Annotated in this window: 18 protein-coding genes; 8 read left to right on the top strand and 10 right to left on the bottom strand. The window is 63.6% G+C overall.

Going from position 1 to position 22,121, the window contains the following annotated elements; translation table 11 throughout:
* Positions 1-15: 15 nt before the first annotated feature.
* Complete coding sequence (locus V1289_RS43695; RefSeq protein ID WP_334405761.1) at positions 16-1,251, bottom strand: ABC transporter substrate-binding protein; 1,236 nt, start codon at positions 1,249-1,251, stop codon at positions 16-18.
* Between the two features lie 241 nt (positions 1,252-1,492).
* Here V1289_RS43695 and V1289_RS43690 point away from each other — a divergent pair, with 241 nt between their 5' ends.
* Both V1289_RS43690 and V1289_RS43685 read left to right on the top strand, forming a co-directional pair.
* A complete protein-coding gene (locus V1289_RS43690) occupies positions 1,493-3,556 on the top strand; it encodes a carbamoyltransferase C-terminal domain-containing protein (RefSeq protein WP_334405759.1) in 2,064 nt (687 codons plus the stop codon).
* A 131-nt stretch (positions 3,557-3,687) separates the two neighbouring features.
* Complete coding sequence (locus V1289_RS43685) at positions 3,688-3,882, top strand: hypothetical protein (protein ID WP_309184562.1); 195 nt, start codon at positions 3,688-3,690, stop codon at positions 3,880-3,882.
* Here the strand turns inward: V1289_RS43685 and V1289_RS43680 are convergent.
* From V1289_RS43680 to V1289_RS50075, 6 genes are all read right to left on the bottom strand, one after another.
* Entirely contained in the window at positions 3,863-4,012 is a 150-nt protein-coding gene (locus V1289_RS43680; protein WP_334408037.1) for a hypothetical protein, read from the bottom strand. The genes V1289_RS43685 and V1289_RS43680 overlap by 20 nt on opposite strands.
* A 15-nt stretch (positions 4,013-4,027) precedes the next feature.
* On the bottom strand, positions 4,028-4,900 hold the full coding sequence (locus tag V1289_RS43675; protein ID WP_334405757.1) for an NAD(P)-dependent oxidoreductase: 873 nt from the start codon (positions 4,898-4,900) through the stop codon (positions 4,028-4,030).
* Positions 4,901-4,903: 3 nt separating this feature from the next.
* A protein-coding gene (prfB, locus tag V1289_RS43670) for a peptide chain release factor 2 (protein WP_309184560.1) occupies positions 4,904-6,035 on the bottom strand; the annotation gives its coding sequence in 2 pieces (ribosomal slippage) (positions 4,904-5,965 and positions 5,967-6,035; 1,131 coding nt in all).
* 80 nt (positions 6,036-6,115) lie between these two features.
* A complete protein-coding gene (locus V1289_RS43665) occupies positions 6,116-8,614 on the bottom strand; it encodes a penicillin-binding protein 1A (RefSeq protein ID WP_334405755.1) in 2,499 nt (832 codons plus the stop codon).
* A 214-nt stretch (positions 8,615-8,828) separates the two neighbouring features.
* Positions 8,829-10,133, bottom strand: coding sequence for an N-acetylmuramoyl-L-alanine amidase (locus tag V1289_RS43660; protein ID WP_334405754.1), 1,305 nt, complete (start codon positions 10,131-10,133; stop codon positions 8,829-8,831).
* A 613-nt stretch (positions 10,134-10,746) separates the two neighbouring features.
* Positions 10,747-11,589, bottom strand: coding sequence for a hypothetical protein (locus tag V1289_RS50075; RefSeq protein WP_442896140.1), 843 nt, complete (start codon positions 11,587-11,589; stop codon positions 10,747-10,749).
* Here V1289_RS50075 and V1289_RS43655 point away from each other — a divergent pair.
* Entirely contained in the window at positions 11,545-13,953 is a 2,409-nt protein-coding gene (locus V1289_RS43655; protein WP_442896139.1) for an Rne/Rng family ribonuclease, read from the top strand. The two genes, V1289_RS50075 and V1289_RS43655, sit on opposite strands and share 45 nt — an antisense overlap.
* A 65-nt stretch (positions 13,954-14,018) precedes the next feature.
* Here V1289_RS43655 and V1289_RS43650 read toward each other — a convergent pair whose 3' ends face one another.
* The 3 genes from V1289_RS43650 to V1289_RS43640 form a co-directional block, all read right to left on the bottom strand.
* Positions 14,019-15,356, bottom strand: a complete 1,338-nt coding sequence (locus V1289_RS43650; RefSeq protein WP_334405752.1) for a dicarboxylate/amino acid:cation symporter — start codon at positions 15,354-15,356, stop codon at positions 14,019-14,021.
* Between the two features lie 126 nt (positions 15,357-15,482).
* Positions 15,483-16,037: a biotin transporter BioY gene (locus V1289_RS43645; RefSeq protein WP_334407907.1), complete on the bottom strand. Its 555-nt coding sequence runs from the start codon at positions 16,035-16,037 to the stop codon at positions 15,483-15,485.
* Between the two features lie 100 nt (positions 16,038-16,137).
* Positions 16,138-17,325, bottom strand: a complete 1,188-nt coding sequence (locus V1289_RS43640; protein WP_334405750.1) for a pyridoxal phosphate-dependent aminotransferase — start codon at positions 17,323-17,325, stop codon at positions 16,138-16,140.
* Between the two features lie 239 nt (positions 17,326-17,564).
* On the opposite strand from V1289_RS43640, the gene V1289_RS43635 reads away from it, so the two are divergent.
* From V1289_RS43635 to accB, 5 genes are all read left to right on the top strand, one after another.
* Positions 17,565-18,971, top strand: a complete 1,407-nt coding sequence (locus tag V1289_RS43635; RefSeq protein WP_334405748.1) for a M48 family metalloprotease — start codon at positions 17,565-17,567, stop codon at positions 18,969-18,971.
* 108 nt (positions 18,972-19,079) lie between these two features.
* Positions 19,080-19,847, top strand: coding sequence for a DsbA family protein (locus V1289_RS43630; RefSeq protein ID WP_334405746.1), 768 nt, complete (start codon positions 19,080-19,082; stop codon positions 19,845-19,847).
* 279 nt (positions 19,848-20,126) lie between these two features.
* Complete coding sequence (locus tag V1289_RS43625) at positions 20,127-20,879, top strand: DUF1236 domain-containing protein (protein ID WP_334405744.1); 753 nt, start codon at positions 20,127-20,129, stop codon at positions 20,877-20,879.
* Between the two features lie 232 nt (positions 20,880-21,111).
* A complete protein-coding gene (aroQ, locus tag V1289_RS43620; RefSeq protein ID WP_334405742.1) occupies positions 21,112-21,582 on the top strand; it encodes a type II 3-dehydroquinate dehydratase in 471 nt (156 codons plus the stop codon).
* A 41-nt stretch (positions 21,583-21,623) separates the two neighbouring features.
* Positions 21,624-22,115: an acetyl-CoA carboxylase biotin carboxyl carrier protein gene (gene accB / locus V1289_RS43615; protein ID WP_309184549.1), complete on the top strand. Its 492-nt coding sequence runs from the start codon at positions 21,624-21,626 to the stop codon at positions 22,113-22,115.
* Positions 22,116-22,121 lie beyond the last annotated feature (6 nt).

Genomic DNA, 22,121 nt, shown 5'->3' with positions numbered 1-22,121 from the left:
AAACGCCGGGCTGGCTTACCGCGTGGCGTCGTGGCCGACCTCACCGGTGATCACGTCGCCGAACAACTCCCAGGCCTCGCCGTTGAATTTCATCAACTGCATCTGCTCGATCGGAAAGTAGTCGTCCGGCGAGGTGTTGACCATGATGCCCGGCAGCATCAGCTCGGAATGGAAATTCTTCAGGTTCGCCGCCTGCTTCATGACGTTCTCGCGCGTGAGGTCGTCGCCGCACTGCTTGAGAACCTGTACCATGGCTTCCGACTCCACATAGCCATAGAGGTTGTTGGCGTTGGTCTTGTCGCCGTCGGGATAATATTTGTCCATGAACGCGCGCCACTTCAGGACAGCCGGGTCCTTGTCCCAGGTCGGGTCGGTCGGATCTTTCAGATACGCCGTCGAGATGATCCCCTTCGAGTATTCGAGACCCGCCGGCTTCAACACCGAGGCAACCGAGGTCGCGGTATTGGCCAGGAAGAATTTCGGCTTCCAGCCGAGTTCGCCGACTTTGCGGATCGCCTGCGCCGACCCCTTTGGCGCCGCCCAGGAGAAGAAGATATCGGCCCCGGAATCATGCAGCGCGACGATCTGCGAATCGATCGAGGGATCGCTGACCTCATAGGACTTGTCGGCGATGATCATGTTGATCTTGTCGCCGAGCCCGTCCTTCAGCCCCTTGAACTGGTCCTTGCCGGCGTCGTCGTTCTGCCAGAACACCGCGATCTTGCTGTTTGGGAAATGATCGATGATGTATTTCGCGTAGATCCGCCCCTCGCTCTGGTAGTTGGGCTGAAAACCCATGGTCCACGGGAAATTTTTGGGATCGCCGAATTTGGTGCCGCCGGAGGCGACAAAGAGTTGCGGCACCTTCTTGGCGTTCATGTATTTCATGATCGCCGAATTGGACGGCGTGCCCAGCGGCTGGAAGATCAGCAGGACCTCGTCGCTTTCCACCAGTTTGCGCGCCTGCTCGATCGCTTTCGGCGGGCTGTAGGCATCGTCATAGGTGATGAAATTGATCTTGCGGCCGCCTATTCCCCCCTCCGCGTTGATCATCTTGAAGAAGGCTTCCTCGGTCTTGCCGATCACGCCATAGGACGAGGCGGGCCCGCTATAGGGCATGATGTTACCGATCCTGATCTCGGTGTCGCTGGCGCCGGGATCATACTTCTTCTGCGCGCTGGCCGCGGTCGCGATCAGCGCGGCGGCCGCGAATGCCGCAACGGCGGCTAAATGTCTCGAACGTCCCAGCATCGTTCTCTCCCGATTTTTCGTGCTTATTTTGCGCCAAGTTTCGCAAGTCGCGCGGATGCTGGCAAGCATCGACTTATTTCGCCCGGCGAAACAGCATTGTTGCCCGCCGCCAAGTGTGATTGATGATCTGGGGAATCTTACCATTCCATGGCGGTTGGAATTGAAAAGTCGAATTGTTCCCCGACATCCCCGGCTCGGAGCTGCTGGCTTTCGCTTCGCGCGCTGGCTAGCGCAACGAACAATGGGCGCCGCTGGTTTTCATCAGCTCGGCTCGGAGTTCGCCGACCACCGGTTGGCGCGCGTGCGCGAAAAACTTCGCCGCGGCGAGACCGTGTTCCTCGCCGGCCTTGGGCTTGCAGGCACGCACAATTCCGGTGTGGCGCTGGTTGCGGTGACGCAAGCGAACGGCCCGCGCCTGATCGTCAACAACGAAGAAGAGCGCTTCTCCGGTAACAAACACACCACGGAATATCCGCGTCAATCGATCGATGCGATGGTCGCGACGCTCCGCGCCGCCGACCGCGACATCGATGATATCGACGCGTGGCTCACGAGCTGGGATTATCCCTCGCTTGCCGGCACCCTGACGCGCTCGATGGTGGAGGAAATACCGCAAAGCCTCAACCTGGCGCGCGTCAGCGACGCATCGGCTTTCGACCGCCGCCGCCTCGAGCAGATGACACGTTCGCCCAAAATCCTGGCGCGGCAGCTCAGGCTGGCCAAGCCGCTGCCGCTGATCTGCATGCCGCATCACGGCAATCATGCCTGGTTTTCATTTGCGGCCTCGCCGTGTGCCGATGACGGGGAACCGGTTGCCGTCGCCGTGCTGGACGGCACCGGGGACGTCGGCTCAATCTCGCTTTACGTCGTCGAGAAGGGCGAGATGCGGCAGCTCTATTGCAACAACAGCATGTTCGATTCACTCGGCATGTTCTACAGCGTGATCTCGTCGACACAGGGCGGCTGGACATGGCTTTCCAGCGAAGGCCGGTATATGGGTGCCGCTGCCTGGGGCGACATGAACCGCGCCAGCAATCCCTATTACGCACGGCTGAAAGACGTCCTGCATCTCGGCAGCAACGGCGAGGTGCGGCTCAATCGCGCCATGGCGAACTGGCACTGCGAACCCGACATCAATCCCTACAAGTCGCCGCTGATCGATATTCTCGGCGAACCGCTCAAACCCGAACAGCTCTGGAATCCCGACGCGATGCTTCGCGTCGAAGACATCGAGCATCGTCCCGACACCAGGGATCGCCTCGACAAGGCGGCGGCGACCCAACTGGTCTTTGAAGACGCGATCATCCATGTCGTGGATCACCTGTTGCGCACGACAGGCGCGAACCGGCTGGTGCTGACCGGGGGCGTCGCGCTCAACGCCATCGGCAATATGCGGTTGCTCGAGCATTTCGATCAGGCATGGTTTGCCGAGGCGCAGCAGCGCGACGCCCGCCTGCATCTGTGGGTGCCGCCGGTGCCCGGCGATCCCGGCGTGACCATCGGCGCCGCCTGGCTGTTTGCGCATCTCGCCGGCGCGCCGCGTGGTGCGCCGATGACGCACGCCTTCTATTGCGGTCTGCCGCCGTCGCAGGCGGACATCACGGCGGCGCTGAAAGCCGACGACGTCGCCTCCCAACGCGTTGGCGATGTCTCGACGCAAGATGGCCGCGATGCCATCGCCGATCTGATGGCATTCATCGTCGCGCAGAGCGGCGTGATCGCGCTGTATCAGGGCGCGGCAGAGACCGGCCCGCGCGCGCTCGGCCATCGCTCGATCCTCGCCAACCCCTGCGACCCCAACGCGCGCGAACGGCTCAACGAGCGCGTCAAATACCGCGAAGCGATCCGGCCGCTCGCGCCGATGGCGACGCTGGAAGCCGCCCAACACTATTTCGACCTGCTGCCGGGCGCCGCGGACGCCGATTACAACGCCTACAATTACATGGTGCTGACCGCGCAATCGAAACCGCATGCGCGCGACAAAATCCCGGCGGTCATTCATGCCGACGGCACCGGTCGGATCCAGATCGTGCGCGCCGATGACGATCCCCTCACCTACGCTTACCTGAAGGCGCTCGGCCGTCACATCGGCGTCGAGATGTCGGTCAACACCTCCTTCAATGTCGCCGGTCCGATCGCGCAGACGCCGAACCAGGCGATCGACACCCTGCGCCGGTCGAAAGGCCTCGATGTCGTGCTACTGGTAGCGGGCGACGGCGCGGTCCACGCGGCCTGGCACGGCGGCGAGCGCGACAGCGGCCGGTTTACCGGCTGGCTCGCGGAATGGAAAAGCCGCCCAAAGTGAGGGGACGATCGCCGGTAAGGTTGACGAGTTAGCTTAACCGGCGACTTCGATTGCACCGCGACGTCGGCGCGCTATCGTAGGCTGCCGGGTATTCTCATGATCCGGACTCGCATTAGCCAAGTGAACGCGCGATGCACGCCGAAAGCCAGGAACGGTTCCGAATATTGAACCTCAGTCCGAAGCCTGCCTGGGCCGAGGTCTGGCATCTCTGGAAGATCGTCATTCCGCGGCGATCCATCACCGGACGATTGCTGACCGGCCGGGTCTGGCGGCGCTTCGACGGCCGCCGCTGGATCTACAAGAAGTTCACCGAATATTCGGACTGAGCTTGAGGAACGCTACCACACGCCCATCGATCAGCAGCATCACCAGCATGACATTGGTCGCGCCGGAACGCCGCAGGATCTGAAAAAACACGATGTAGGCGAGCGCGGTCGCCCCCCGATTCCCGGGCACGCGTTCTCGATGCGCCTATTTCGGCCGCGACACGATCTCGATCATCTTGCCTTCGTCGTCGTCGGGCATCTGCCCCTTCGCGCGGGCATAGGCTTCGACGGCAGCACGCCCGAGCAGGGGCGCCTCCGCCAGCAGGGCCTCGGCCAGTTTCACCGCATAGGCCGCGTCCTTGTGGCGAAGCGCAGCCGTGAACGACGCGCCCGAGAAATCGCGCGCCACCATGCGCCTGGAGTGACGGATCACCTGCGGGCTGGCCACCGCGCCGGTTGCCATCGCTTCCGCCACCAGCTTCATGTCGAGCCCGGCCTGCTCGGCCATCGCAATGCCTTCGGCGAGACTCGCGATCTGCACCGCGCCCATCAGGTTGTTGATCAGCTTGTAGACCGTGCCGCTGCCCACGGCGCCGAAGTGCCGGATCACGTTGCCGATCGGCGCGAGGTAAGGCTTTGCGGAATCGAGATCCGCGGTATCAGCGCCGACGAGCAACGTCAGCTTTCCGGTAGCCGCCGCTTCCGGCAGGCCCGTGACGGGACAATCGATATAAACCAGACCGCGGCCGCGCAGTTCGCGCGCCATATCGAGCGCATGCTGGTACGACACGGTCGAACATTCGATCGCGAGCGTGCCTGCCTTCATCGTCGCGGCCGCGCCGTCCCTGGTCAGCCAGACCGCTCGCGACGCCTCGTCGTCGGCGACCATGGTTACGACGGCATCGGCATCGATTGCGGCGTCCTCCGGCGAGGTCGCCCATTGCGCGCCGCGGGCGATCAGATCTTCCGCCTTGGCCTTGCTGCGATTCCACACCGCGACGGTGAAGCCGGCGTCGAGATAACGGCCGGCCATGCCGTGGCCCATGCGTCCAAGACCGATGAAAGCAACCCGCGTCATGCGCTAATCCACATCCTCGACCGCGCCGGGCGCGGTGCCGAACGCGCGTTGCGCCAGGGTCGCGGCCATGAATTCATCGAGGTCGCCGTCGAGCACGCCCGACGTATCCGACGTCTGCACGCCGGTGCGCAGGTCCTTCACCATCTGATAGGGCTGCAGCACGTAGGAGCGGATCTGGTGACCCCAGCCGATATCGGTTTTGGCCGCCTGATCGGCGGCGGCCTGTTCCTCGCGCTTCTTCAACTCGATCTCGTAGAGCCGCGCACGCAACATATCCCAGGCTTGCGCCTTGTTCTTGTGCTGCGAGCGGCCGGCCTGGCAGACCACCGCGACGCCGGTCGGGATATGGGTCAGCCGCACCGCGGACTCGGTCTTGTTGACGTGCTGGCCGCCGGCGCCGCCCGAACGCATGGTGTCGGTGCGCACGTCGGACTCGGCGATGTCGATCTTGATGCTGTTGTCGACCACCGGAAAGATCGCCACTGACGAGAACGAGGTGTGCCGGCGCGCGTTGGAATCGAACGGCGATATCCGCACCAGCCGGTGCACGCCGGCCTCGGTCTTCAGCCAGCCATAGGCATTGTGGCCCGAGATCTGGATGGTGGCGGATTTGATGCCGGCTTCTTCGCCCTGGGTTTCTTCCAGATATTCGATCTTGAAACCGTGCTTCTCGGCCCAGCGCGTGTACATGCGCAGCAGCATCGAGGCCCAGTCCTGGCTTTCGGTGCCGCCGGCGCCGGCATGCACTTCCAGATAGGAATCGAACCGGTCGGCTTCGCCCGACAGCAACGCTTCGAGCTCGCGGCGGGCGACTTCCTTCTTGAGCGCCTTCAGGGCGGCCTCGGCTTCTGCCACCACGCCCTCGTCGTTCTCGGCTTCGCCGAGCTCGATCATGCCGATATTGTCCTCGAGCTCGCGCTCGACCTTGCCGATGCCGGAAAGCGCGTCCTCCAGCGAGGTGCGCTCCTGCATCAGCTTCTGGGCCTTCTGGGGATCGTTCCAGAGATTGGGATCTTCGGCGAGCTTGTTCAGCTCGGCCAGACGCGCCGTGGATGCATCGACGTCAAAGATGCCTCCTCAGCAGCCCGACCGACTGCTTGATCTCTTCAACAAGGCGTTCGACTTCGGCGCGCATGGTGGTCTCTGATCTGCGGCACAAGCCGCCGGTTCAATTGTGCGAGGGATGTAGCGGCGGTGACCGCAAAGCGCAATCGGCTAATACAATCCACCGGTTCCGGGACGCATGATATTGCCGGCATCCGGGGTCTGCGCCGCCGGGACGCGGCCATCGGCATCGGCTACTCCAATGACGGAGTAATTATCCGGCGGCGCCGTACCCGGCTTGAAGGCTTCCAGAATGGTCCGGCCGCCGTCGCCGGGACCGGCGCGCATGCCGGTCTTGGCATCGACGCGGACCAGCTTGATTCCGGCGGGGACCTTGAACGGGATCGCCGGCTTGTCGGCGAGCGCGAGCTTGAGGAAGTCGCGGGCGATCGGCGCGGCCAGATGGCCGCCGGTGGCGGCGTTGCCGTGGCCGAGCGGACGCGGCTTGTCGAAGCCGAGATAGATGCCGACGACGATGTCGGGCGAGAAGCCGATGAACCAGGCGTCCTTCGCCTCGTTTGTGGTGCCGGTTTTGCCGGCGATCGGCTTGCCGACTTCCTTCACCGCGATCGCTGTGCCGCCCTGCACCACGCCTTCCATCATCGAGGTGATCTGGTAGGCGGTCATGGGATCGAGCACCTGCTCACGGCGGTCGACGAGCTGCGGCTCAGGCTGATTCTTCCAGCCGCCGGGCGCGTCGCAGCCACGGCATTCACGGGCGTCGTGCTTGAATATCGTGTGTCCGTAACGGTCCTGGATGCGATCGATCAAGGTCGGCTTCACGCGACGGCCGCCATTGGCAAACATCGAATAGGCGGTGACCATCCGCATCACGGTGGTTTCGCCGGCGCCGAGCGCATAGGACAGATAGTTCGGCAGTTCGTCGTAGACCCCGAAGCGCCTGGCGTATTCGCCGATCAGGGGCATGCCGATGTCCTGCGCCAGCCGCACGGTGACGGTGTTGAGCGACAATCGCAACGCATTGCGCAGCGTGGTCGGGCCCTGGTATTTGCCGGATGAAAAATTCTCCGGGCGCCAGACGCCGGCGCCCTGCCCTTGGTCGATTTCGATCGGCGCGTCGACCACGACGGTCGAGGGCGTGTAGCCATTATCGAGCGCCGACGAATACACGATCGGCTTGAACGACGAACCCGGCTGCCGATAGGCCTGGGTCGCGCGGTTGAACTGGCTCTGGTCGAACGAGAACCCGCCAACCATCGCCAGCACGCGGCCGGTCCAGGGGTCCATCACCACCATCGCGCCGGACACTTCCGGCAATTGCCGCAACCGGTATTGTCCTTCGACCGGATTGCCATCCTTTCCGAACAACGGATCGGCATAGATCACGTCGCCCGGCGCAAGCACTTGCGACACCGCCGTCGGCGTCCTGCCCTTCGCAGGCCCTGACGCGGCCTTGGCCCATCGCACGCCATCGAGGGTGATGATGCCGGTCTGCCGCTCCTTGGCAACGGCGCCACCCAGTTCACGGCCGGGCTGAAAGCCGATCCGTGCCGACTGATCGCTGGTTTCCAGAACCACCGCCATCCGCCAGGGCGAGATGTCCGCGAGCGATTTGACGTCGGCAAGCTTGACACCCCAATCGCCTGAAACGTCGAGTTTGCTGACCGCACCGCGCCAACCCTGCGCCTCGTCATAGGTGACGATGCCGGCGGCCATGGTCTTCCGCGCCATCACTTGAATCTTCGGATCGAGCGTGGCCCTGACCGACAGCCCGCCCTCATAGAGTTTCTTCTCGCCGTAGCGCTCGAAGATGTCGCGGCGGACTTCCTCGGCAAAATACTCGCCGGCGAAAATATGCGCGCCGTTGGCCCGGTTGGTCACCGTCAGCGGATCCTTGCGGGCCTTGTCGGCGTCGGCCTGCTTGATCCAGCCGTTTTCCAGCAGACGATCAACGACGTAGTTGCGGCGCTCGATCGCGCGATCGCGGTTCCGCACCGGATGCAGCGCCGCGGGGGCTTTCGGCAGCGCCGCCAGATAGGACGCCTCCGCGACCGTGAGTTCGTTGACCGATTTGTCGAAATAAACCAGCGACGCGGCGGCGATGCCGTAGGCGCCGAGGCCGAGATAGATTTCGTTGAGATAGAGTTCGAGAATGCGGTCCTTTGAATACGCACGCTCGATGCGCATCGCCAGCAGGGCTTCCTTGATCTTGCGGGCGAACGACACCTCGTTGGTCAACAGGAAGTTCTTGGCGACCTGCTGGGTGATCGTGGAGGCACCCTGCGGCCGGCGGTTGGAACCGTAATTCTGCGCGTACAGCACCGCCGCGCGGGCCATGCCGGAAAAGTCGATGCCGCCATGCTCGTAGAAGTTCTTATCCTCGGCCGCCAGGAACGCGTTGATGACGAGTTTTGGGACCGCCTGGATCGGCAGATAAAGCCGACGCTCCTTGGAATACTCGCCGAGCAGCGCACCGTCCGACGCATGCACGCGCGTCATCACCGGCGGCTCATAATCCTGAAGCTGCGAATAGTCCGGCAAATCCTTGGAAAAATGCCAGATTGCGCCCGCCACGCCGGCGACGCCGACCAGGAACACTACGGTTCCGGCGGCGAACAGGAAACCCAAGAACCGCACGAGCAAGCGCATTATCGAAGTTCCGTTCCAACCCTTGCGCCGCAATTCCGCGGCGTCTACCCTAGCGCGAAAGCCCTGCCCGGCGACCCGCCGCAGCACTGGCCGATAATACACGAGCCGACGGACAATAATATTGGCCGATTCCGAAGGCCCAGCGGTAGTTTTCTATACCGTTGCCGCTGTGGCCAAACTAGGGCTTCCGGCATTGGGCCGCTCTCTTTTCATTTCATTTGGCCGGCCCAGCGATTGCCAGAGGTTTGGCGAAAAATGTGTCAATCGCCTGGGCCATCGATCCGACCGTCCTGGTCCGCCAGTTCTCCGATACCAGATGTTCGAGATCGCCCTTGTTCGAGACATAACCGAGTTCGACCAGGACCGACGGCACGTCGGGGGCCTTCAGGACCCGGAAGCCTGCGGATTTCAGCGGGTGCTTGTGCATCCGCACCGTGCTCTTCATCTCGCCCATTAACGTGCGTGCGAACCGGTTCGAGAAGGTCTTGGTTTCGCGCTGCGCCAGATCGATCAGGATGTCGGCGACTTCGGTCGGCTCGTCCGACAGGTTCACCCCGCCGATCGCGTCGGATTTGTTCTCCGCCTCCGCCAGCCGCTCGGCTTCGGCGTCCGAGGCTTTGTCGGACAAAGTATAGATCGTGGCGCCCTGGGCATCGCCCTCGCGACGCGGAAGTGCGTCGGCGTGAATCGACACAAACAGCGCCGCCGACTGGTTGCGCGCGACCTTGACGCGGTCGTTCAGCGGAATGAACGTGTCGTCGGTGCGCGTCATAACGACGCGATACTTGCCTGATTTCTCGATCCGATCGCGCAGCGCCAGGCCAAATCCCAGCACCAGGTTCTTTTCGCTTTCGCCACTCGACTGGGTGCCGTTGTCGATGCCGCCATGGCCGGGATCGATCACGATCAGCGGGCGCGAATCGGGCGCGGCAGCGGGCTTCGTCGCCTCCGGTGGGACCACGGCGGCGTTGGCATCCGCGATCGCCGGTCGCAGTTCGGGCCGGTTCTCGGGCGCAAGGGTCTGGACGAAGGCGGTCCGGTCCACCTCTTCCAGCTCCAGCACCAGCCGCGGCGGCTGGTCGTTGGCCGCCTCCAGCATGGTGGAATCGGTGATTTTCGCAGGGCCCGTGAGATCGAACACGATTCGCGAGTCGCCCGGCATCACCAAGCCGTAGCGGAACGCCTTGACCAGCCCCCGGCCCCCAGTTCCGGTCCCGGTCGGAAGCTGGAAGGTGACCTGCGGGATATCGACGACCACGCGATACGGATCGGCCAGGGTAAAGGCCCGAAACTGGATGGTCTTGTCGAGATCAAGGACGAAGCGCGTCCGTTTGCTGTCGCCGGCCAGGCGGGCCTCCGAGGCGACGGGAAAACTCGATGCCACGGCAGGCCCGGCCGGAGCCGGGTTCAGCGCGGGAGCCTCAGCCGCGCTTGGGGCGATCGCCGGCGCGCACAACAATGCTGCGACGCACAACACGCCGCATCCCAGCAAAATACGTTGATTTGCGCGGCTCGCCAACGATTCCGTGCCTCCGAGCAGACCTATTACCGGATTAGAACCGCAGGGTTAATTGACCCTTAACGCGCCGGCGGCGAAAAGGTGCGAGTGTTGCCGCGCAGCGACGCTTCCCTTGCACGTGCGGCCCAATCCACGTATGTACGGGGGGCTGACGGCTAATACTCCCGGTTGTGTCGCGTTCAGCCTCCCGGTGCAGCGCCGGAACCTTCGAAGCCGAAGATTCCTGCGTCTTTCCCGATCCCCCCACAGCCAGCGCTGCGCGCGGCTGCCAAGGAGTGACGGTTTCGAGCCCGAGTGGCGTCCGGTCCCAGGCACACTCTCGCCCCAGGGACGGTTTAAGACACGGCAGAACTGATTATCCGGACCCCGAAAAGGTCCGATATGCGATGGCCGGCGGGCGCTTTGGCGCCGCGCCGGGGCCGTTAGCGATTAACAAGGCGGTACTCTTTTTGCCGCCAACATGTTCAGACGGGCCGACGCTTGATGCGCCAGACTGTGTTGCCGACCAAGATCCACGGAACGATCGCACTTCCGCGAGGCGAAAGCCTCGCACGTCGTGTCGCTCCGGGACCCCGTTCGGCGTGGCGCGCAGGTTTGCGTTTTGGCCTTCCCCTCACCCCCGAATCAGGTGGACCGTCGCGTCACCGGGCCGCGCATCATGCGCGCGCCTTGCACCGCGCCCGCCGCCGTCAAGAGCCCCAAAATGCCCAACAAGATGTTGATCGATGCCACCCACCCGGAAGAGACCCGGGTCGTCGTGGTCCGCGGCAATCGCGTCGAAGAATTTGATTTCGAGACCGCCCAGCGCAAACAACTGCGCGGCAATATCTACCTCGCCAAGGTCACGCGGGTAGAGCCGTCGCTCCAGGCAGCCTTCATCGAATATGGCGGCAACCGCCACGGCTTCCTCGCCTTCAGCGAAATCCATCCCGACTATTACCAGATTCCGGTCGCCGACCGTCAGGCGCTGATCGAAGCCGACGAGCGCGCCCATCGCGAGGCCGAGGAAGAGAGCGAGAACCGCTCCTCCAACCGCCATCGCGGCCGTTCGCGCCATCGCAATGCCCGCCGCCGCGGCAATGGCGACCGCGTCCAGAGCGAGGTTGTGGAAAACGCCGCCGTCGATCCCTCGCAGATCCCTCAACCCTATGAGGGCCAGGAAGGCCACGGACACGAAGGCCTGCACGCTGAACATTCGCACGCTGAACATTCGCACGTCGAAGAGCCGCATGGCGAACATCATGACCACGAAGGTCATGAGCATTCGCACGAGCATGATCACGACCACACGCACGATCATGAGCATGCCCATGATGAGCATGATCACGCGCAGGACCAGGGCACCGAGACCCACGCCAGCGAGACGCTGGCGGCGGTAACCCTGCCCGATACGGCCGCTGTCGAGGCGGCCGTGGCGGAAGCTCACGAGGAAGAGGAAGAAGAGCACGCGCATCATGACGAGCATGCGCGCGAAAACGCGGCTCACGCCGACGACGCGCCGCATGCCGAAGATGGCGGCGCCGAACCCCACGAGCATGCCGGTGAAGCGCACGCCGCCGCGCCGCACGATGAGCATGCCGCCGCGAATGGCGAGGAACATCACGACGACGAGGACGAGGAAGGCGAGGACGCCGAAGAGGAACTCGTCGAATCCGTCGGCGGCGACGACGTGCTGGAAGAAGTTCCGGAACGCGCTTTCCGTCCACGCCGCCAGTACAAGATCCAGGAAGTCATCAAGCGCCGCCAGGTGATGCTGGTTCAGGTCGTCAAGGAAGAGCGCGGCAACAAGGGCGCGGCGCTCACGACCTATCTGTCGCTGGCCGGCCGTTACGCGGTGCTGATGCCCAACACCGCGCGCGGCGGCGGCATCAGCCGCAAGATCACCTCGGCGCAGGATCGCTCACGCCTGAAGGAAGTGGTGCAGGATCTCGACGTGCCCGAAGGCATGGGGATCATCCTGCGCACCGCCGGCGCCTCGCGCACCAAGCCCGAAATCAAGCGCGACTTCGAATACCTGATCCGGATGTGGGAAACCGTCCGCGACATGACGCTGAAGTCGCAGGCCCCTACCCTCGTCTATGAGGAAGGCTCGCTGATCAAGCGCTCGCTGCGCGACCTCTACAACAAGGAAATCGACGAGATCCAGGTGGCCGGCGAAGCCGGTTATCAGGAAGCGCGCGACTTCATGAAGATGCTGATGCCCTCGAACGTGCGGGCGGTGCGGCAATATCGCGACGGCCAGCCGCTGTTCTCGCGGATGGGCGTCGAGAGCCAATTGGATGCGATGTTCTCGCCGACCGTGCAGTTGCGCTCCGGCGGCTACATCGTCATCAACCAGACCGAGGCGCTGGTCTCGATCGACGTCAACTCGGGCCGCTCGACCCGCGAACATCACATCGAGGACACCGCACTCAAGACCAATCTCGAGGCGTCGGAAGAAGTCGCTCGCCAGTTGCGCCTGCGCGATCTCGCGGGCCTGATCGTCATCGACTTCATCGACATGGACGAGAAGCGCAACAACCGCGCAGTCGAGCGCAAGCTCTCAGACTGCCTGCGGCAGGACCGCGCGCGCATCCAGGTCGGGCGCATCTCGCATTTCGGCCTGCTGGAAATGTCGCGCCAGCGCATCCGCGCCAGCGTGCTGGAGAGTTCGACCGAGCCCTGCGCGCAATGCGGCGGCAGCGGTCATGTCCGCTCGGTATCGTCGGTGGCGCTGCAATTGCTGCGCGGCATCGAGGAAATCCTGATGAAGGGCGCGACTCACAATCTCGTGGTGCGCACCCGGACCGACGTCGCGCTCTACGTCCTCAACCACAAGCGCGGCCATCTGCGCGATCTCGAAAACGCCTTCAAGGTTTCGCTTGCGGTGGTTGCCGACGCGACCGTGAGCGGCCAGCAGTCGTTCATCATCGATCGCGGCGAACAGGTGCACACGCTGGAAGCGGCCAAGGCATTGCTCGCGGCGCAAGCCGCAGCCTCGCCGCCGCAGGTCGAGGAAGCCTATGACGACGAGGAATCGTTCGATATCGAAACCGAATCGGAAATCGAGACCGAAGAAACCGAAGGGCTGACGGAGGATGCCGCGGCCGGCGAAGAAACCGGCGGCGAAGCCGAGGGCGACGGCCACCGGCGCAAGCGGCGCCGGCGTCGGCGCGGCCGCTCCGGCGAGGCGCGCGAAGGCGGCGCGCCGCGTGACGAGAACGAGGCCCCGCGCGTGGTGCCCGAAATGGCCGCCGATGGCGCGGTTGCCGACGACGGCGAGTCCGACGAGGAAGAAGCCAACGAACAGCCCGGCTTCGCGCGCAGCGAACAAGGGCCCAATGGCGAGCGGCGCCCGCGCCGCCGCGGACGCCGCGGTGGACGCCGCCGGCGTGGCAACGGACCGGAAGACGGCCTGGTCGGATCGATCGCGGACGAACTCGGGCCGACATCGGCGCCGGAGGCGACCACGGCGGTTGCCGATTTCGACGGCGTTTCGCCTGAGCCGGCGCCCTCGCTGGTGCACCCCGAGCCTGTGTCGCAGCCGCCGCAATGGCAACCTGCCGAGCAGCCGCACGCCCAGCCCGAAACCGTCAGCGCGCCCGCGGCGGAAGAGACCGCCCAGGAAGCCGACCGCGCCGCCGCGCGACGGCGCTCGACCGTGCGCGAGAAGGTCAGCTTCCTGACCAGCGCCCCGAGCGATGCGCCCGCACCACTGGTTCAGAGTCAGCCAGAGCCGCCCCCTGCGGCAGCTCCCGCCGACCCCGTTCCGGCGGCAACCAGCGACACCCAGCCGCGCAAGGCGGGATGGTGGTCGCGCCGTTTCGGCGGCGGCGAGTAAGATCGACCTCAAAAGAAAAACCGCCCGGCAAAACCGGGCGGTTTTTTATTGGCTCAACACGATCGTCAATCGGTCGTGAGCGCGGTCTCCATATCCGATGGATCGACCTGCTTGTTGAGATTGGCATGCAGCTTGTCGCGATCGAGTTCGCCCTCCCACCACGACACCACCACGCAGGCAACACCATTGCCGCACAGATTGGTCAGCGCCCGGCATTCGCTCATGAACTTGTCGATGCCGAGCACGATGGCCATGCCGGGTACCAGACGCGGATCGACGACGGCCAGCGTCGCCGCCAACGTGATGAAGCCCGCCCCGGTGATGCCGGACGCGCCCTTCGAGGTCAGCATCGCGACCAGCAGGATCGTGATCTGCTGGCCGAGGGTGAGATCGAAACCGAGCGCCTGCGCAATGAACAGCGTTGCCAGCGTCATGTAGATGTTGGTGCCGTCGAGGTTGAAGGAATAGCCGGTCGGCACCACCAGACCGACGACCGACTTGGAACAGCCGAGCCGCTCGAGCTTTTCCATCAGCGAGGGCAGCGCGCTCTCCGACGATGAAGTGCCGAGCACGATCAGGAGTTCGTCCTTGATGTAGGCCAGGAACTTGACAATCGAGAAGCCGACGATCCGGGCGATGACGCCGAGCACGACGAACACGAACAGCGCCGCCGTGAGGTAGAACGTCGCGATCAGCCCCATCAGATTCAAAATCGCGCCGGTTCCGAACTTGCCGATGGTGAAGGCCATCGCACCGAACGCACCGATCGGCGCCGCCTTCATGACGATGGCGATGACACCGAACACCGCGTGAGCAGCATCATCGACAAAGGCACGTATGGTATGGCCGCGCTCGCCAAGGGCCATGATCGAGAAACCGAACAGGATCGAGAACAGCAGCACCTGGAGGATTTCGCCGGTCGCAAAGGCGCCGACCACGGTATCTGGAATGATGTGCAGGAAGAAATCGACGGTCTTCTGGGCTTCGGCCTGCTTGGCGAATCCGGCTACCTTGCCGGCGTCCGCCAGGGCTCCGCCAAAACCCGAGCCGGGCCGCACCACGTTGCCGACGATGAGCCCGATCAACAGCGCGAAGGTCGAGACGATTTCGAAATAGACCAGCGCCTTGACGCCGATGCGGCCGACCTTCTTGGCATCCTGAATATGCGCGATGCCAGATACCACGGTGCAGAAGATGATCGGCGCGATCACCATCTTGATCAGCTTGATGAAGCCGTCGCCGAGCGCCTTGATCCAGTCGTTGGTCGCAAGATCGGGCCACAGCCAACCGACGAGGGCGCCGAGCGCGATGGCGATCAGCACCTGAATATAGAGAACCTTGTACCAGGGCTTTGCCGGTTTCGCAGCACTCACCGGTGCGCCGCTCGCAATCGTTGCCGCCATGATGTTACTCCCCCCTCAGAGATCGCTGATTTGTTCCGCCGCGTTTGCGCGGCGTCGTCCTACCCCGCCTAGCCAAGAGCCATTGGCCCAACGGTGTCAATGGCGTTGGTCGCGCGCCCGGCGGTTCTAGCCGCGACGATCGAGCACACGCCTGATCGACGGTACGAGCGCAGCACCAAGCGCGTTCTTGATCAGCGACGCCGCCAAGAACGGCGCAATCCCGACCAGCCACGCCTTCTCGACGCCGAGTTTCATGCCGAACGCCAGCCAGGTAAAGCCGGCGGCGAGAATAAGCACGTGTCCGAGCCCCATTGCGAGGAACAGCCAGGCGACCGATCGATCCCAGCCGCGTTCGCTCAGCCACCCCGTGGCGAAAGCCGCCGCCACAAAGCCGAACAGATATCCCGCCGGACCGAGCAACGGCGCGAGACCGCCGGCGGGACCCGCGAATACCGGCAATCCGAGCGCGCCTTCCGCCAGATAGGCCATGACCGTCACGCTGCCGAGACGCCAGCCATAGGCCGCGCCGATGACCAGCACGACCAGCGTCTGCAGCGTCATCGGCACGTACGGCAATGGCAGATTGACCTTGGCCGACATGGTCAGCAGCGCGGTTCCCAGCGCAACCAGAATGACGCTGCGCAGCACCCCGGAGATTCCGCCGGCACGCTGCGGCCACAGCAAGGCGGCGAGCGGAAAATGCGCGGGTACAACGGGCGCGGGCATCGTTCTGACGGACAAAGCAGATCTCCGGATAAGGGTTTCTCGTGTGCGGGTGGCGCTAGCCGAGCCAGCGCGCGATGCGCGCGACGGCTTCGCGCATCTCGTCGGCCGAACGCGCGTAGGAAAAGCGAATGAAGCTGCGGCCGTGGACCGGATCGAAATCGACGCCAGGGGTGGCCGCGACGTGGGCCTTTTCCAGCATCCGGCTGGCGAACTCGAAACTGTCGGACGTGAAGTCCGAGACGTCGGCATAGAGGTAGAACGCGCCGTCGGCCGGCAGGAATTTGGTGAGGCCGGCTTTCGGCAGGCCGTCGATCAAAATCCGGCGGTTCTCCTGATAGCCGCGCTTGATCGCTTCCATCGCTTCGCGGCCTTCGAACGCGGCTTCGGCCGCGATCTGCGACAGCGTCGGCACCGAGATCGACAGGTTCTGCTGCAGCCGTTCGATCGGCCGCACCAGCGGGTCCGGCACCACCATCCAGCCGACCCGCCAGCCGGTCATGCAGAAATATTTCGAGAACGAGTTGATCACCAGCGCCTGCGGCGAAAGCTCGGCCGCGGTCACGGCGGCAAACGCATAGTCGAGACCGTGATAGATCTCGTCGGAAATGAACCGGATGCCGGCGCCTTCGGCGGCCGCCATCAGGCTCGTGAGCGCCTCGCGCGACATCATGGTTCCGGTCGGATTGGCGGGGCTGCCGACCAGCACACCTTTCAGCGGCGCCTTGCGATGCGCGGCCAGCAGGGCCTCGCCGGTCAGCGCATGGCGAGTTTCGCTCGAGGTCTCGATCAGCACCGGCTCGCAGCCGAGCGCGGTCAGGATGTGCCGATACGGCGGATAGCCTGGCACGGTGACCGCGACCCGGTCGCCCGGCTCGAACATCGAAAGAAACGCCAGGATGAAACCGCCGGACGAACCGGTGGTGACGACAATGCGCTCGGCATCGACCTGACAGCCATAAGTATCGCGGTAGTGCCGGGCGATACGCGCGCGCAGCGAGGGAACGCCGAGCGCGGACGTATAGTCGATCCGCCCGTCCGCAAGCGCGGCTTGGGCGGCCGCGATCGCGACGCCCGGGGCCGGCGCCGCCGGCTGCCCGACTTCCATGTGAATCACGTGGCCGCCCGCCGCCTCGATGCGGGCCGCCGCCGCCATCACATCCATCACCATGAAAGGCGGAACATCGCTCCGTGCCGAGGGGGTCAGCAGGTATTTTGCGCGGTCTCTGAGTGTCGCTTCGAGCATCGATATCTGCTATTTGAACGGCCGCCGCCGATTTCACGGGTCCTGCACCGGTTACCGCCCCAGACTGGCCGCATTCGGTGGCTCCTTATAGCGTTTTCAAGCGAAGTGGATACCGGTTCGCGTGAAGAAAACACGCCAAAACAACAGACTGGGGTCGAATTCCGATCTAACAAGCTCGCTCCATCAGGACCGATCCGGCCCACCGCATATCCGCGCCGCCAATCTTTAAAAGACCGCACATGTTGCTTCGCATCGGCTTACGCAAAAAGACCTCGAAATGGACCGCGCTGATGACCGCGGCCGCGCTGGCCGTGGCCCCGATGGCCGCGCTGGCGCAGGAGAACAAGGGCCCGCCGATCCTGCGTGACACCGAGTCCGAGCAATTGCTGCGCGAATACACCAGGCCGATCCTGCGCGCCGCCGGTCTGGAAAAGCAGAACATCCAGATGGTGATCATCAACGAGAGCGCCTTCAACGCTTTCGTCGCCGACGGCCGCCGCATCTTCGTCAATTACGGCGCGATCATGCAATCGGAGACCCCGAACCAGATCATCGGCGTGCTCGCGCACGAAACCGGTCACCTTGCCGGCGGCCATCTCGCCAAAATGCGCGAGCAGCTGGCGCAGGCGCAGACCCAGATGATCATCGCCATGCTGCTCGGCGCCGGCGCGATGGTCGCGGGCGTGCGAAGCGGCAATTCCAATAACGGCCTGGTCAATGCCGGCGCCGCCGCTGTCGCCGGGCCGCAGGAAATGATCCGCCGCACGCTGATCTCCTATGTGCGCCAGCAGGAGGAGAACGCCGACAAGGCCGGCGTGAAGTTTTTGACGGCCACCGGCCAATCCGCCAGGGGCATGTACGAAACCTTCAAGCGTTTCACCAACGACAGCCTGTTCGCAGCGCACGGCGCGGACCCCTATGTTCAATCGCATCCGATGCCCGCGGAGCGGGTCGCAGCCCTCGAGGAATTGGCGCGTTCCAGCCCCTATTGGGACAAGAAAGACGACCCGGCCCTGCAAATGCGCCACGACATGGTGCGCGCCAAGATCTCCGCCTTCATGGAACGGCAGGACACGGTCTACCGGCGCTATCCGATGTCGAACACCAGCCTGCCCGCGCGCTACGCGCACGCCATCACGACCTATCTGCACGGCGATCTGCGCAGCGCGATCGCCCAGATCGACGGCTTGATTCAGCTGCAGCCCGGCAATCCCTATTTCTACGAATTGCGCGGCCAGGCGCTGCTGGAAGGCGGCAAGCCCGCCGAGGCGATTGCGCCGCTGCGCAAGGCGGTGCAGCTCTCGAACAACGCGCCGCTGATCGAGATGATGCTCGGGCAGGCGCTGGTGGCCACCGACAACAAGGCCTATGCCGAGGAAGCGATCTCGATCCTGCGTGCGGCGGTGGCGCGCGAGACCGAGGCGCCGCTTGGCTACACCCAGCTCGCCATGGCCTATGGCCGCAAGGGAGACTACGCCGAGGCCGATCTGGCCTCCGCCCAGGCCGCCTACCTGCGCGGCGACAACAAGACCGCGCGCGATCTGGCCTCGCGGGCCAAAACCCGCTTCGCCATCGGCACGCCTGGCTGGGTCAAAGCTGACGACATTGTGAGCGCCAAGCCGCTGCCGGGCCAGAAAAACAACTAGAAATAAACCGAGTTGAACTACAACCTGTTCGAAACATTGACGTACCTGTTCCAAGAGCCGGCCTTCGCAAGAATTGCCGGGCGAAACCCGCCGCACAAGGATTTGCCAATGCCCTCTTTCCGTTTTCTCGCACCCGCCCTGTTCGCGCTCGCGCTCGGCGCGGCGCCGCTGTCCGCCTCCGCGCAGAGCTTTTCCGATACCCAGCGCGGCGACATCGAAACCATCGTCAAGAACTACCTGATCTCGCACCCCGAAGTGCTCGAAGAGGCGATGAATGAACTGAGCAAGCGTCAGGCCGCCGCTGAAGCCGAAAAGCACGAAGCGAGTGTCAGCAAGAATGCGGACGCGATCTTCAACTCACCGCGCGGTGTGACCCTTGGCAACAAGGATGGCGACGTCACCTTCGTCGAGTTCTTCGATTACAATTGCGGTTACTGCAAACGCGCCATGGCCGACATGCTCGATCTGATGAAGGCCGATCCCAAGCTGAAGGTCGTGCTCAAGGAATTCCCGGTGCTGAGCCAGGGCTCGGTCGAAGCGGCCCAGGTCGCGGTCGCCGTGCGCATGCAGGATCCGACCGGCAAGAAATATCTCGACTTCCATCAGAAGCTGCTCGGCGGTCGCGGCGCCGCCGACAAGGCGCGCGCCATGGCGGTTGCCAAGGAAGTCGGCCTCGACATGGCGAAGCTGGAAAAGGACATGGCGAGCCCGGAAGCGAAGGCGACGATCGAAGAGAACTTCAAGCTCGCCGAAGCCATGGGCATGAACGGAACGCCGAGCTACGTGATCGGCAAGCAGGTCGTGATCGGCGCGGTCGGCATCGAAAGCCTCAAGGAGAAGATCGGCGTCGCCCGCTGCGGCAAGGCGACCTGCTGACGCGCCGGCCTCGCACGGGCCACTTCGTTCGACGATAAAAATCCGGCTGCGGCGCAGCCGGATTTTTTGTTGGACAAAACGCCGCGGAAGCCGAACCGCCGGAACCTTTCAGCGGTTTCAATTTCAGCTGAAATATCTGTTCACCGCGCATTCACAAAACAAGCGCGATGGAACCGTAAATAGTCAGGAACATCGTCGATCTCCTGTCGTTGTCGACGCGGGCAATGCATCCACGTGAGGAGATATTCGATGACTAATCGCTTTTTGATTTCGGCCGCAGTGGCGGCCCTGATCGCCGGAACCGGTTTTGCGAATGCACAAGGTACCGGAACGAGTCGTGAAGGCGCGTCGGGCGCCGCCCCCACCCAACAGAGTGCTCCTTCAACGGAACACGCTGCGCCTTCCGTAGCACCGAAGAAAGAATCGGGCGCATCGACGGGCATGAAGGGCGCCGAATCCCAGGGAATGAAGGGCTCTGAGAACTCCGGCATGAAGGCCTCGGAATCCAACGAAAAGGCGCAGCCGGGAACGAGCACCAGCAAGAGCGCGCAAGACAACAATGCCATGCCGGGCCAGAAGTCGAAGAGCATGAGCTCCGAGAATGAGAATGCCAAAGGCGGCAAGGACATGAAGGCCGAGGGTCGTGACAGCAAGAGCGGTACCACGAACGCCGCCGAAAGCCGCGACAGCAAGACGGGCAACATGAACGCCCAGACCAAGGGCACGACCGACTCGAGGTCGCAGACGACGACGGGCAACGCCGCCACTTCGGCGACCGCAGCCCCGCCGGCTGAAAAGCGCACCCAGATCGTTTCCGCCATCAAGTCGGAGAAGATCGAGGAGACGACCAACGTCAACTTCAACATCGCAGTCGGCACGGTGGTGCCCTCGACGGTTCGTTTCCATCCGCTTCCTGCCCGGATTGTGGAAATCTATCCGGAGTGGCGCGGCTACGATGTGATCTTCGTGCACGGCCAGTACATCATCGTGCGTCCGCAGACCCACGAGATCGTCTACATCATCGAAGGCTAAGAGCTTTTGAGCTCACGGCGCGTTCGGGGCGGGCAGAAATGCCCGCCCCTTTTGCGTGGCGGCCAGGCATCCTCAAACTTTGGTTAACGAATGATTTCCGTAGGTTCCATGCGGCTTTTTACGAACCGGATGAAGCTCTTGGGGCCTATTCCACGGGGCCAGAAGGCTTCCCCTAGCCGCCGTTGTTACCTATAACCCCGCGACCTACCCGCCCCCAATTACTGGAATCTGGATGGCCGAGGCCTCTACAGCGACGATTTATGTGCTCAACGGTCCGAACCTCAACATGCTGGGGACCCGCGAGCCCGAGACCTACGGCCATGCAAGGCTCGCCGATGTCGAGAAACTGTGCGCGGAGACCGCTGCGCAGTTTGGCCTCAAGGCCGATTGCCGGCAGTCCAATCGCGAAGGCGAGCTGATCGATTTCATCCACGAGGCGCATGCCAGCAAGGCTGTGGGCATCATCATCAATGCCGGCGGCTACTCCCACACCTCGATCGCGCTGCATGACGCGCTGGTCGCGGTGAAACTTCCAACCGTCGAAGTGCACATCAGCAACATTCACGCCCGCGAGAGTTTCCGGCATCATTCCTTCACCGCCAAAGCCGCCTTCGCTTCGCTTTGCGGCTTCGGCATCGACGGCTACCGGCTCGCGATCAACGGCCTTGCCGCCAAAATCGGCGCCAAAGCAAAAAAAGCCTGACGCGTCAGCCGTCACCACCCAGAGAATTCCGGATCAACAGCATGGCGAGCAAGCCTGACACCAAATCAGCCGCAAATTTCAAAAGCGACGACAGCGCGCTCATTCGCGAACTCGCTTTGCTGCTGGACGAGACCAGTCTCACCGAAATCGAGATCGAGCGCGCCGGTCTTCGGGTGCGGGTCGCACGCAACATCTCAATCGCGGCCTCGATGCCGGCGAACTTCCAGCCGGGCGTTTCGGCGTCTGCGGCTTCGGCCGCATCCGCTGCGCCCGCCGCTGCCACCGACCTGGCAAAACACCCGGGCGTTGTGCCCTCCCCGATGGTCGGCACCGCCTATTGGTCGCCCGAGCCCGGCGCCAAGCCATTCATCGAGGTCGGTAGCAAGGTGTCGGCCGGACAAACGCTTTTGATCATCGAAGCGATGAAAACGATGAACCAGATTCCATCGCCGCGCGCGGGCACCGTAACGCAAATTCTCGTCGAGGACGGCCAGCCGGTCGAATTCGGCGAACCGCTGGTCATCATTGAATAGAATTCG

The organism is Bradyrhizobium sp. AZCC 2289, assembly GCF_036924615.1.
Classification (GTDB): domain Bacteria; phylum Pseudomonadota; class Alphaproteobacteria; order Rhizobiales; family Xanthobacteraceae; genus Bradyrhizobium.
This window is presented reverse-complemented; position numbering and strand designations above follow the sequence as displayed.

Bases quoted from the DNA above. Each gene is read 5' to 3' on its own strand.
- V1289_RS50075 (WP_442896140.1), bottom strand. From the start codon at position 11,589: ATGATGCGCGTGCTCTTCTTCCTCTTCCTCGTGAGCTTCCGCCACGGC.
- V1289_RS43690 (WP_334405759.1), top strand. From the start codon at position 1,493: ATGGGCGCCGCTGGTTTTCATCAGCTCGGCTCGGAGTTCGCCGACCAC.
- V1289_RS43635 (WP_334405748.1), top strand. From the start codon at position 17,565: ATGTTGCTTCGCATCGGCTTACGCAAAAAGACCTCGAAATGGACCGCG.
- accB (WP_309184549.1), top strand. From the start codon at position 21,624: ATGGCGAGCAAGCCTGACACCAAATCAGCCGCAAATTTCAAAAGCGAC.
- V1289_RS43650 (WP_334405752.1), bottom strand. From the start codon at position 15,356: ATGGCGGCAACGATTGCGAGCGGCGCACCGGTGAGTGCTGCGAAACCG.
- V1289_RS43665 (WP_334405755.1), bottom strand. From the start codon at position 8,614: ATGCGCTTGCTCGTGCGGTTCTTGGGTTTCCTGTTCGCCGCCGGAACC.
- V1289_RS43695 (WP_334405761.1), bottom strand. From the start codon at position 1,251: ATGCTGGGACGTTCGAGACATTTAGCCGCCGTTGCGGCATTCGCGGCC.
- V1289_RS43630 (WP_334405746.1), top strand. From the start codon at position 19,080: ATGCCCTCTTTCCGTTTTCTCGCACCCGCCCTGTTCGCGCTCGCGCTC.
- aroQ (WP_334405742.1), top strand. From the start codon at position 21,112: ATGGCCGAGGCCTCTACAGCGACGATTTATGTGCTCAACGGTCCGAAC.
- V1289_RS43685 (WP_309184562.1), top strand. From the start codon at position 3,688: ATGCACGCCGAAAGCCAGGAACGGTTCCGAATATTGAACCTCAGTCCG.
- V1289_RS43675 (WP_334405757.1), bottom strand. From the start codon at position 4,900: ATGACGCGGGTTGCTTTCATCGGTCTTGGACGCATGGGCCACGGCATG.
- V1289_RS43640 (WP_334405750.1), bottom strand. From the start codon at position 17,325: ATGCTCGAAGCGACACTCAGAGACCGCGCAAAATACCTGCTGACCCCC.